Annotated in this window: 13 protein-coding genes; 11 read left to right on the plus strand and 2 right to left on the minus strand. The window is 39.2% G+C overall.

Annotation, left to right across the window (positions count from 1 at the left end):
- Positions 1–129: 129 nt before the first annotated feature.
- From tpiA to pckA, 3 genes are all read left to right on the plus strand, one after another.
- Positions 130–897, plus strand: coding sequence for a triose-phosphate isomerase (gene tpiA, locus EDC44_RS04045; protein WP_131975656.1), 768 nt, complete (start codon positions 130–132; stop codon positions 895–897).
- A 304-nt stretch (positions 898–1,201) separates the two neighbouring features.
- Positions 1,202–2,536, plus strand: a complete 1,335-nt coding sequence (locus EDC44_RS04050; protein WP_131975658.1) for an NAD(P)/FAD-dependent oxidoreductase — start codon at positions 1,202–1,204, stop codon at positions 2,534–2,536.
- Positions 2,537–2,795: 259 nt separating this feature from the next.
- On the plus strand, positions 2,796–4,412 hold the full coding sequence (gene pckA / locus EDC44_RS04055) for a phosphoenolpyruvate carboxykinase (ATP) (RefSeq protein ID WP_131975660.1): 1,617 nt from the start codon (positions 2,796–2,798) through the stop codon (positions 4,410–4,412).
- A gap of 152 nt (positions 4,413–4,564) precedes the next feature.
- On the opposite strand, the gene cmoA is transcribed toward pckA, so the two are convergent.
- Together cmoA and EDC44_RS04065 are read right to left on the minus strand one after the other, a co-directional pair.
- The gene (cmoA, locus tag EDC44_RS04060) at positions 4,565–5,290 is read right to left on the minus strand and encodes a carboxy-S-adenosyl-L-methionine synthase CmoA (protein ID WP_131975662.1); all 726 of its coding nucleotides are present in this window, start codon (positions 5,288–5,290) and stop codon (positions 4,565–4,567) included.
- 22 nt (positions 5,291–5,312) lie between these two features.
- Positions 5,313–5,822, minus strand: a complete 510-nt coding sequence (locus EDC44_RS04065; RefSeq protein WP_131975664.1) for an isoprenylcysteine carboxyl methyltransferase family protein — start codon at positions 5,820–5,822, stop codon at positions 5,313–5,315.
- A 207-nt stretch (positions 5,823–6,029) separates the two neighbouring features.
- Here EDC44_RS04065 and aspS point away from each other — a divergent pair, with 207 nt between their 5' ends.
- The 8 genes from aspS to ruvA all read left to right on the plus strand — a co-directional run bounded on the left by aspS (position 6,030) and on the right by ruvA (position 12,416).
- Positions 6,030–7,796, plus strand: a complete 1,767-nt coding sequence (gene aspS, locus EDC44_RS04070) for an aspartate--tRNA ligase (RefSeq protein WP_131975666.1) — start codon at positions 6,030–6,032, stop codon at positions 7,794–7,796.
- Positions 7,797–7,882: 86 nt separating this feature from the next.
- Positions 7,883–8,983 (plus strand): AAA family ATPase, encoded by a 1,101-nt coding sequence (locus EDC44_RS04075; RefSeq protein WP_131975668.1) that lies wholly within the window; start codon positions 7,883–7,885, stop codon positions 8,981–8,983.
- A gap of 4 nt (positions 8,984–8,987) precedes the next feature.
- Positions 8,988–9,467, plus strand: a complete 480-nt coding sequence (locus tag EDC44_RS04080; RefSeq protein ID WP_131975670.1) for a type II toxin-antitoxin system VapC family toxin — start codon at positions 8,988–8,990, stop codon at positions 9,465–9,467.
- Positions 9,437–9,871, plus strand: a complete 435-nt coding sequence (gene nudB, locus EDC44_RS04085) for a dihydroneopterin triphosphate diphosphatase (protein WP_131975672.1) — start codon at positions 9,437–9,439, stop codon at positions 9,869–9,871. The genes EDC44_RS04080 and nudB overlap by 31 nt, the downstream gene beginning before the upstream one ends.
- A gap of 2 nt (positions 9,872–9,873) precedes the next feature.
- Entirely contained in the window at positions 9,874–10,614 is a 741-nt protein-coding gene (locus EDC44_RS04090; protein ID WP_131975674.1) for a YebC/PmpR family DNA-binding transcriptional regulator, read from the plus strand.
- A gap of 26 nt (positions 10,615–10,640) precedes the next feature.
- Positions 10,641–11,075, plus strand: a complete 435-nt coding sequence (locus tag EDC44_RS04095) for a hypothetical protein (protein ID WP_131975676.1) — start codon at positions 10,641–10,643, stop codon at positions 11,073–11,075.
- A 52-nt stretch (positions 11,076–11,127) separates the two neighbouring features.
- Entirely contained in the window at positions 11,128–11,700 is a 573-nt protein-coding gene (ruvC, locus tag EDC44_RS04100) for a crossover junction endodeoxyribonuclease RuvC (protein WP_131975678.1), read from the plus strand.
- Positions 11,701–11,801: 101 nt separating this feature from the next.
- A complete protein-coding gene (ruvA, locus tag EDC44_RS04105; RefSeq protein WP_131975679.1) occupies positions 11,802–12,416 on the plus strand; it encodes a Holliday junction branch migration protein RuvA in 615 nt (204 codons plus the stop codon).
- The last annotated feature ends 9 nt before the right edge of the window (positions 12,417–12,425 follow it).

Raw genomic sequence — 12,425 nt, forward strand, 5'->3', positions numbered from 1 at the left:
TTTTGCGACGCAATAATCATCCTTTATTCACAAAAATCTAAAAAATTTGATTTAACTCTAATTTTCACGGTCATTTTTTGGTATAGTAAGTGCGGTTTATTTTTCAAAAATTTTAACAGGAGAAACAAAATGGCACGTCGTCCTTTAGTTATGGGTAACTGGAAATTGAACGGTAGCAAAGCGTTCACTAAAGAATTAATCGAAGGCTTAAAAGCCGAATTAGCCGGTGTGGAAGGTTGTGATGTAGCAATCGCACCACCGGTGATGTATTTAGCGGAAGCTGAAGCGGCATTAGCAGGCAGCCAAATCGCGTTAGGTGCACAAAACGTTGACTTAAATAAACAAGGTGCATTCACCGGTGATATTTCAACCGAAATGTTAAAAGATTTCGGTGCGAAATACATCATTATCGGTCACTCCGAACGTCGCCAATATCACAAAGAATCCGATGAATTTATCGCAAGAAAATTCGGCGTATTAAAAGAAGCGGGTCTTGTGCCGGTATTATGTATCGGTGAATCCGAAGCCGAAAACGAAGCCGGCAAAACTGAAGACGTTTGTGCACGTCAAATTGATGCGGTAATCAATACGTTAGGTGTTGAAGCATTTAACGGTGCGGTTATCGCATACGAACCAATCTGGGCAATCGGTACCGGCAAATCTGCCACTCCGGCACAAGCTCAAGCGGTTCACGCGTTTATCCGTGGTCATATCGCAGCTAAATCCCAAGCGGTTGCAGACCAAGTGATTATCCAATACGGCGGTTCTGTGAACGATGCGAACGCTGCAGAATTGTTCACTCAACCGGATATCGACGGTGCATTAGTAGGTGGAGCTTCATTAAAAGCCCCTGCGTTCGCTGTGATTGTGAAAGCGGCAGCAAAAGCGAAAGCATAATCGAATCACATTAAATAAAGGTCAGGCTTAAAGTGTATGTGGCCTCACAGGGTTACGATATTCCTTAAAATAATAGTTTTACTTAACCTGTATTGAGTTCAGTTAATATTTTTAAGAAAACTTGATATCACAAAAATAAAGTGCGGTGGATTTTAAAAAAATTTTAGAATTCACCGCACTTTGCTTTGTTTGCTTTTTAAATGGCTAATAAACTTATTTCTTATTCCTTTCAAGAATAGACAGTATATTAAAAAAATTCTATAATTGTTAAAATAAAGTTATTAAATAGTAAAGGAAAAGTAAAATGAAAAACATCGTTGTTGTCGGCGGTGGGGCGGGCGGATTAGAACTTGCCACACACCTAGGCAATACATTAGGACGGAAAAAACGTGCTAATGTGACATTAGTGGATAAAAATGCCACGCATTTATGGAAACCGTTGTTGCACGAAGTGGCAACCGGAGTTTTAGAAGAAGGTATCGATGCGTTAAGTTATCGTTCCCATGCCCGCAATCATCACTTCAGCTTTGTCCAAGGTGAAATTACCGGGTTAAATCGCACGCAAAAATATGTGGAATTAGCCCCTGTATATGGTAAAGATGGTGATATGTTAGTCATTGCCCGCCGTGTTCCCTATGATTATTTGGTGATTGCTATCGGCAGTAAATCCAATGATTTCGGCACACCGGGCGTGGCTAAGCACTGTATTTTCTTAGATAACCCGACTCAAGCCCTGCGTTTCCAAAATCGGATGTTGGAATTATTCTTAAAATTCACGGAAAATCATGCATTAGATGAAATTGGTGAAGAAGAATTTAAACAACAATTGGTTGAAAACGATAAAGTAAATATCGCCATTGTGGGCGGTGGAGCAACCGGTGTTGAACTGTCTGCCGAGCTCTATCACGCTGTGGAATATATTTCTCATTACGGTTACGGAGCAATTGATGACGGTCATTTACAGGTCACATTGATTGAAGCGGGCGAACGTCTATTGCCGGCACTGCCGGAATCCCTTTCCGAAGGGGTGAAAATCAAGTTAGAAAGCTTAGGTGTAAAAGTAAAAACGCATACTATGATCACCGAAGCCTATGATAAAGGTCTACGCACCAAAGACGGGCAGGATATTAAAGCAGATTTAATGGTGTGGGCCGCCGGTGTGAAAACATCTGAAATTACCAAACAATTTGATAGTTTAGCCACCAATCACATCAATCAAATTGAAATTAAACCGACCTTGCAAACTACAGTGGATGACAGCATTTTTGCCATCGGTGACTGTGCATTTTTAATGCAAGCCAACGGTAAACCTGTGCCGCCGCGCGGGCAAGCTGCGAACCAAATGGCAGTGACTTGTGCAAAAAATATCACGGCGTTGCTGGATAATAAACCGTTAAAAGATTTTGTCTTTAATGACAAAGGTTCATTGGTTTCATTGTCCCAATTTACCGCATTCGGTTCATTATTGGAAAAACGCAAAAAAGGGGCGATTAAAATCGAAGGCCGTTTAGCTCGTTTAGCTTATTTGTCACTCTATCGTGCCCACCAAACTGCATTGCACGGTTGTTTTAAAACCGGCTTGATGTTGTTAGTGAAAGGAATCAACCGATTTATTCGTCCTTCACTCAAATTACACTAATATATTTGAAAATGTCTCCAAAACGTACCGCACTTTAACTCGCTGTTAATTTTGGGGATTTTTTATACATAAATTTCATTGAATTGGGATTTCAACTAAAAAACTTTGATGTAAATCACAAAATCTATCAAAATATTTAATAAATTATCCATAAATATTTAAAGTGTGATCTAGATAACATTTTTTAGGTAGATTTTTCTATAGAATACTTCCCATCTTTCTATTAACTTTAAACTTTAACTTCAATGAGGTATGTAGTATGACAGACGTAAACGTAGTAATCAAAGAATTAGGCGAACTTGGTATCTATGATGTAAAAGAGGTCGTCTATAATCCAAGCTATGAATTACTTTTCAAAGAAGAAACCAAACCGGGCTTGGAAGGTTACGAAAAAGGTACATTAACAAATCAAGGTGCAATCGCGGTAGATACAGGTATTTTTACCGGTCGTTCACCAAAAGATAAATACATTGTATTAGACAAAAAAACAGAAAATACCGTTTGGTGGACCAGCGATAAAGTAAAAAACGACAATAAACCGATGAGTCAAGAAACCTGGCAAAGCTTAAAAGGCATCGTAACCAAAGAGCTTTCCGGCAAACGTTTATTCGTGGTCGATGCATTCTGCGGTGCAAACGAAGCAACTCGTTTGTCTGTGCGTATCGTAACTGAAGTTGCATGGCAAGCTCACTTTGTGAAAAACATGTTTATTCGTCCTAGTGAAGCAGAATTACAAAATTTCAAACCGGATTTCGTAGTATTAAACGGTTCAAAAACCACTAACCCGAACTGGAAAGAACAAGGTTTGAACTCTGAAAACTTCGTTGCATTCAATGTGACCGAAGGCGTTCAATTAATCGGTGGTACTTGGTACGGCGGCGAAATGAAAAAAGGTATGTTCTCAATGATGAACTACTTCCTCCCGCTTCAAGGCATCGCATCAATGCACTGTTCCGCTAACGTAGGCAAAGATGGTGATGTAGCGGTATTCTTCGGTTTATCCGGTACCGGTAAAACAACGCTTTCAACCGACCCTAAACGTCAATTAATCGGTGACGATGAACACGGTTGGGATGATGAAGGCGTATTCAACTACGAAGGTGGTTGCTATGCAAAAACCATCAACTTATCTGCTGAAAACGAACCGGATATCTACGGTGCGATCAAACGCGATGCATTATTAGAAAACGTAGTTGTATTGGCAAACGGTGATGTTGATTATGCGGACGGTTCAAAAACTGAAAATACCCGTGTATCCTACCCGATTTATCACATTCAAAACATTGTGAAACCGGTATCTAAAGCCGGTCATGCAACTAAAGTGATTTTCTTATCTGCAGATGCTTTCGGCGTGTTACCACCGGTATCTAAATTGACTCCGGAACAAACTAAATACTACTTCTTATCCGGTTTCACTGCGAAATTAGCAGGTACAGAACGTGGTATCACAGAACCGACTCCGACATTCTCAGCTTGTTTCGGTGCGGCATTCTTAAGCTTACACCCAACCCAATATGCCGAGGTGTTAGTAAAACGTATGCAAGCATCCGGTGCAGAAGCATACTTAGTAAACACCGGTTGGAACGGTACAGGTAAACGTATTTCAATCAAAGATACCCGTGGTATCATCGACGCAATCTTAGACGGTTCAATCGATAAAGCGGAAATGGGTTCATTACCAATCTTTGATTTCGCTATTCCTAAAGCCTTACCGGGCGTAGATCCGGCAATCTTAGACCCGCGTGATACTTATGCAGATAAAGCACAATGGGAAGAAAAAGCGAAAGACTTAGCAGGTCGTTTTGCGAAAAACTTTGAAAAATACACCGGTACTGAAGAAGGTAAAGCATTAGTGGCAGCAGGCCCTAAAGCATAATTAACAGTCTCATATTCAACTAAAAGTGCGGTCTATTTGACCGCACTTTTTTGTTGGTGTAATGGACAAAAATGTTGAATTATTTTTAGAAGCAAGATTACAAATTCAATAGAAAAACAAATTATATCTATACTTGGCTAAGTCATATTCTCTTATTTCACCGCAATCATCGATCCAAAATTAAAACATTGAAACCATATTTCCACATGCGAAAAACCTATGTTTTTTAACCGCACTTTTTGAAAATTAATGCTGTCTGTGCGCATGACATTCTCAAGTGCGGTGCGTTTTTGGCTGACTTCTAATTCGCTATAGCCGTTAGCTCGTTTGAATTGATGGTGCAAATCAATCAATAATTCATTGATTTGCTGATCATCAAAGCGATATTTTTCGGATAACACCAGCACACCATTGGGATTTAAACCGTGATAGATTTTTTCGAGCAATGCCGTGCGTTCTTCCGGTGGCACAAATTGTAAGGTGAAATTCAAAATAACCATAGACGCATTTTTGATTTCGACCGTGCGAATATCATCACACAAAATTTCTACGGGCACATCGCTGCTGTATGCGGCAATATGTTGACGGCAACGTTCTACCATAGGCTGGGAATTGTCTACGCCGATAATTTTAACGTTAGGTTGATGAATATTGCGACGGACAGATAACGCTGCCGCACCGCGTGAACAGCCGAGATCATAAACATTGCTATTTGGCATGACAAAACGTTCTGCAAGCATACCAATCGCAGTGATGATATTGGAATAACCGGGGATAGATCGTTGGATCATATCGGGAAAGACTTCCGCCACATTTTCATCAAAGGTAAAATCACCGAGTTTTTCGATGGGAGCTGAGAAAATGGTATCTTTGATCATTGGGTAAACCTTTTACAAATAGTTAGCGCAAGTGTGCCATCGCTTGTTCTTCTTGTTTGATACGAATGCCTAAAATAATAAGATAAATCGGCAGCCCAATCAATGCGGTATATTTGGCATGACAAAATAAACATAAACCGATGAGCTCAGGAATGATATTTAAAAAATAATTAGGATGACGAACATACTTAAATAAAAATGACTGATTGATACGATGTTCAGGCAAAATATACAACTTAACCGTCCAAATTCCTTTTAATGCCGAAATGACATAGAACAACATAAACAAAGCAAAAATCAAAATAGCCAAACCGATGGGAGCATAACTGTTGAAACCTATTTGATTAATATTGGCTTCTGTGATGGCAGAAAGATAGAAAATAATATGGACTGCGGATAATAACGTTGAAACTTTTTTGCCGTACTGTATTGCACCTTGTTGAATCAGCATTTTTTCATTCTTAATAGAAATGGAAAGTGAATAAAAACGAATTGCTAATATAATGATAAATAAAAAATTAATAGTAAACATAAGCTCTCCTTGCGTGTTTTATTTTAAAGTGGGGGAATGCTAACAAGGATTTTTACGTTTGTAAATTTTAATAGGAAAAAATAGGGCGAATTGTGGTATTTTTGTACATTTTATCTGCAATTTGATTTTTTAAATAATGTTTTAACCTCGTTCAAATTTCCGTTATAATTCATCAGTTAATTTTCAGATAAATTTAAGGAACATAAAATGATGCGTTCTCATTATTGCGGTGCGTTAAACCGCGAACATATCGGCAAAGAAGTGACATTAAGCGGCTGGGTGAATAAACGCCGTGATTTAGGCGGTTTGATTTTTATTGATATGCGTGATGTAAAAGGTATTGTGCAGGTGTGTTTTGATCCGAAATATCAGGACGCGTTGAATGCCGCAAGCAGCTTACGTAACGAATTTTGTATTCAAATCAAAGGTGAAGTGATTGCCCGCCCTGACAATCAAATCAATAAAAATATGGCAACGGGTGAAGTAGAAGTATTGGCGAAAGCACTGAAAGTCTATAACGCAGCCGATGTATTGCCTCTGGATTTCAACCAAAATAACACCGAAGAACAACGCTTAAAATACCGTTATTTGGATTTGCGTCGTCCGGAAATGGCACAGCGTTTAAAAACTCGTGCTAAAATCACCAGTTTTGTGCGTCGTTTTATGGACGATCACGGCTTCCTTGATATTGAAACCCCAATGCTTACTAAGGCGACCCCTGAAGGTGCGCGTGACTATTTAGTGCCGAGCCGTGTGCATAAAGGCAAATTCTATGCATTGCCACAATCACCGCAATTATTCAAACAATTGCTGATGATGTCAGGTTTTGATCGTTATTATCAAATCGTGAAATGTTTCCGCGATGAAGATTTACGTGCAGATCGCCAGCCCGAATTTACCCAAATCGATGTGGAAACTTCTTTTATGACGGCGGAAGAAGTGCGTGCGGTGATGGAAGAAATGATTCACGGCTTGTGGTTGAATACCCTTGGTGTAGATCTTGGTCAATTTCCAACAATGACCTGGAAAGATGCCATGGAGCGTTTTGGTTCCGATAAACCGGATTTACGTAACCCATTGGAAATTCAAAGTATTTGTGATTTAGTCCGTCATGTGGAATTTAATGTATTTAAAGAACCTGCAAATAACAAAAATGGTCGAGTTGCTGTAATTCGAGTGCCCAATGGTGCGACGATTACTCGTAAACAAATTGATGAATATACGCAATTTGTTGGTATCTATGGAGCAAAAGGCTTGGCATGGGTGAAGGTGAACGACATTAACGCAGGTTTAGAGGGCGTTCAAAGCCCAATCGCTAAATTTTTAGACGAAGCCACAATTAAAGCGATTTTAGACCGCACTTCTGCACAAACAGGCGATATTTTATTCTTCGGCTCAGGCAACTGGAATGTGGTTACAGATTCACTCGGTGCGTTACGTTTGAAACTTGGCCGTGATTTAGGCTTAACCCGTTTAGAGGAATGGCAACCGCTATGGGTGGTTGATTTCCCGATGTTCGAACGTGATGAAGATGGCAATCTTGCCGCAATGCACCATCCGTTCACCTCACCGAAAAATTTTATGCCTGAGCAATTAGAAGCGGATCCGACAGCAGCGGTGGCAAATGCTTATGATATGGTGATCAACGGCTACGAAGTGGGCGGCGGTTCCGTGCGTATTTTCGATCCGAAAATGCAGCAAACCGTGTTCCGCATTTTAGGCATTAATGAACAAGATCAACGTGAAAAATTCGGCTTCTTACTTGATGCCTTAAAATTCGGCACACCGCCGCACGCAGGTCTTGCCTTTGGTTTAGACCGTTTAACCATGTTACTTACCGGCACCGACAATATCCGTGATGTCATCGCCTTCCCGAAAACTACCGCAGCAGCGTGCTTGATGACCGAAGCACCGAGCTTTGCGAATCCTCAGGCGTTGGGTGAATTAGGGATTGAAGTGGTTCAAAAAGATTAACGAATAAAAGTGCGGTTATATTGACCGCATTTTTAGTATTTCGTTGGCAGATATTCATTTTATATATCCAAAATGAGGAAGATTTGATGCTACCATTTAAGAAAATAGAATTCTTAGGTGTAAAAGGAATTAATAAATTATCCCTTACCTTTGATGAAGCTAAAATGAACGTGTTTATAGGAAATAATGGGGTTGGAAAAACCAAAGCATTAGAATGCCTATTTCAGGAATTATTATTCTCAAGTCATAAGTATAACCATGACGAAATAATATTTGAAAAACAGCTCTCATTTGAGGAGTCGTTAGTAGATTCTAAACCACATATAGAAAATAAAGCAGCTATTTGGGTTAACCAAATAAAAAAGATACATGAGTTACCAGTTGTTTTTATTTCTGCATTAAATAGAGGAAAAATATCATCCGGCAATTTAGACTCAGTGAAACCATTAGGAGAATTTGAAGAGCGTAAGACAGAATATTTTTCAAAAGTATTTAGCAGTTTAACGGGTAATAGCGATAATATTTCCATTGAAGAGTGGTTTGTACAACGAATATTATCAGGAAATATTCTTGCTAGCGAAGAGGATAATCGCTTCATTGAGATTACTTCTGTGCTTAACATTTTACACCAAATTGATGAACGTATTGATAATTCACCATTAACCTCAGAAACAAAACCTATCATATTACATGGAGGAAAATCAGTATCCTTGAATATTGGTGGAGAAAGACGCCGTTTAAATGAATTGAGTAGTGGATTTGCCTCCTTACTAAAAATAGTACAAACTATTATTTCAGGCTATTCATATTTTACCAATAGTACAAAAATTGAAGAAGTTGAAGGTATAGTATTAATTGATGAAATCGAAAGCCATTTACATATTAGTTGGCAATCAAAAATTTTACCTTTGCTAAGTAAAGTATTCCCTAATACCACTTTCATAATTGCAACACATTCATCACTAGTTCTTTCTCAGATGGTAGTTGGCAAAGCATATCGTTTAGTAAGAGAGAATGATTGTGTTACGAATAAAGAGATTAAGAATCCAGCCGATTCATCGCTAATAGATTTGTTATTCGAAGCATTTAATACAGATGTTAACGCTTTGAAAATAAACGATGCTCAACCTAGCGATCAAACAGCTAAAAAATCTCAGATTTTAGAGTTACTCAGAAGTAAAGGGTAATGCAATGACTATAAAAAAAATATTATTGGATACAAATATTTTAGTGTCAGCGATTAACGATGCTCAAAGCCAAGAGAGAATTCAACTTGAGGAGCTATTACAAGATGAAAATACGCTGCTTTATACGACACCATTAATTAAACACGAAGTTTTGCGATTTTATAAGATCATTGATGAAAATAGGCAATATAGTACAGCAAAAGCAATTTTAGATTTGTTAAAAAATTTAGATATTGATGAAAGAATAAGTGCGATTGCAACAGATATTGTCCGTTTTGAACGACAAAAATATCCTGAACGTTATCAACCTAATATTGATGGAAATCAGAAAAAGATAGATAAATATAATTTTGATATCATGCATATTGCTACTGCAAAGCAAAATAAATTAGAAATAAAATCTAATGATGGTGATGTAATTTATAAATATGAACGATTATATGATGAGATGAAATGCAATACAAAAATCCCGAATCCGTCTTAGTGGTAATTTATGCTAAATCCAGTGGCAATGTGTTGATGTTGCAGCGCAAAGACGATCCGGATTTTTGGCAGTCAGTGACGGGGTCGCTTGCGATTGGAGAAACGCCGAGACAAACCGCAATACGGGAAGTTTTTGAAGAAACCGGGCTAAAAACCACCACACTTTTTGATTGCAACACACAAGTTAAATTTGAAATTTTCCCACATTTTCGGTATAAATACGCACCTAATGTGACACATTGTCTGGAACATTGGTTTTTATTACCGGTGGAAGGGGAAAGTGCGGTCAATTTAACGGAACATTTGAAATATCAATGGTTACCGCCACGCAATGCGGCAGCCTTAACGAAATCGCCGAATAATGCGTCGGCGATTCGCCAATTTATATTAAAAGAGGAAATTTAACAATGGCAGGTCATAGTAAGTGGGCTAATATTAAACACCGTAAAGCGGCACAGGATGCACAACGCGGTAAAATCTTTACAAAATTAATTCGTGAGTTAGTCACTGCGGCAAAAATCGGTGGCGGCGATGTCAGCTCAAACCCGCGTTTACGTGCGGCAGTGGATAAAGCATTAGCTTCCAATATGACACGTGATACCATCAACCGTGCTATCGAACGCGGCGTAGGCGGTGGTGATGATACCAATATGGAAACCAAAATCTATGAAGGTTATGGTCCGGGCGGCACAGCAGTGATGGTAGAATGTTTGTCCGATAACGCTAACCGTACCATCTCTCAAGTACGTCCGAGTTTTACCAAATGCGGCGGTAACTTAGGTACTGAAGGCTCGGTTGGTTATTTGTTCAGCAAAAAAGGGTTGATCTTAATTGAAAGTGCGGACGAAGAGGCATTAACCGATGCTGCGATTGAAGCGGGTGCAGATGATATTCAACCGCAAGACGACGGAAGTTTTGAAATTTATACGGCTTGGGAAGATTTAGGCAATGTGCGTGATGCTATTGAAAAAGCAGGCTTTAAAATTCAAGAAGCCGATGTTACAATGATTCCATCTACCTCCGTAGATTTAGATGCAGAGACTGCGCCTAAACTTCTTCGCCTGATTGAAATGTTAGAAGATTGTGATGATGTGCAAAACGTCTATCATAATGGTGAAATCAGTGATGAAGTAGCAGCGTTGTTGTAATTATTTCAATCAGATAGGAGATTTTTATGAAATTAATCAAATTACTTCCCGCAATCTTAGCCGCTACGGTAATATCGGCTTGCTCAACGGCAGCAATGAAAGAAGATGCAAAAGCACTTGAAGTTCAACCAAAAATGACGGAAAAAGCCATTGCGTATAATTGTATCGGTAAAAAACATGTTGTAATCAATTACACTTTTGCAGATCAAAAAGCCGTGAGTGCAACGGTGATGTTAAATAAAAAATCATTGGGTGAAACTTTTATGCGTAATGACATCAACGCAGACAGTGCTTCTTTTGTTTCTGGCGATTATGTCTTAAATGTAGAAAACCCGCTTTCATTGGATACGGTAGAAGTTCAACGATTGATTAATATTTATCGTTCAACCAAAGATTCTGATGAAATTCAGGCGAAAGTTTGTAATATCAATAAAAAAGCAACGGCTAAATTAGCTAAATAATTTAAGCATAAAGAAAATGGCTAGGAATTCTAGCCATTTTTTTGGAATTAACATGGCAATTATTTTAGGAATAGATCCCGGTTCTCGCGTTACCGGCTATGGCGTGATTCGCCAGAGTGGACGACGTTTGGAATACCTTGGCAGCGGTGCAATTCGTACGCAAGTGGAGGATTTACCTACCCGCTTAAAGCGGGTATATGCCGGTGTCACTGAAATCATTACGCAATTCCAACCGGAAATGTTTGCGATTGAACAAGTGTTTATGGCAAAAAATGCCGATTCTGCACTCAAACTCGGTCAGGCACGCGGTACGGCTATTGTGGCTGCGGCTAATCAGGGTGTGCCGGTGTTTGAATATGCCGCACGGCTTGTAAAGCAAACTGTGGTCGGTATTGGTTCCGCCGATAAAAAACAGGTGCAACATATGGTCACTAAAATTCTTAATCTTTCTGCCGAACCGCAAGCGGATGCCGCCGATGCACTAGCGATAGCCATCACCCACGCCCATAATATTCAACATTCATTACACGTGATAACCTCTGCCAAATCCACAGAAACTCAGGAAAAAATGACCGCACTTTTGAAAACCCGATACAGCCGCGGACGGTTTCGATTAAAAATCTAAAAATAAACTGGTTATTCATACAGTTTTGTTCTATTATACGTATATTAATTTTTATTAAATCAAATAGTGGGTAATAAACGCCCATTGTACAGGTGTTTTTTATGATTGGTCGATTATCAGGCGTGTTATTGGAAAAACAGCCACCGGAAATTTTGTTGGATATACAGGGCGTAGGTTATGAATTGTTATTACCTATGACCAGTTTTTACAATTTGCCTGAAATCGGGCAGCAAGTGATGTTGTTTACACATTTGATTGTGCGTGAAGATGCTCATTTATTATTCGGATTTTCCCATAAATCTGACCGCACTTTATTCCGTGAGCTGATTAAAACCAATGGTGTTGGACCAAAATTGGCACTGGCGATTTTATCGGCAATGTCGGTAGCTGAATTTGCTTATGCTATTGAACGGGAAGAATTATCCAAATTGGTAAAAATTCCGGGAGTCGGTAAGAAAACTGCCGAACGTTTGTTGGTGGAGTTAAAAGGCAAATTTAAAGGTACAGTACAAGCCGACTTCTTTGTGGAAAGTAACCATATTCCGCAATCGCAAAGTGCGGTGGAAAATCCTGATAATCCGGCTGATGAAGCAGTCGCTGCGTTGACCGCCTTGGGTTATAAGCCGACTGATGCCGAAAAAATGGTGAAGAAAATCCATAAAGCAGAAATGAGCAGTGAACAACTTATTCGCGAAGCCTTAAAAGCCGCATTGTAACCGTCACCC

It is taken from the genome of Cricetibacter osteomyelitidis (assembly GCF_004340985.1).
Lineage (GTDB): Bacteria > Pseudomonadota > Gammaproteobacteria > Enterobacterales > Pasteurellaceae > Cricetibacter > Cricetibacter osteomyelitidis.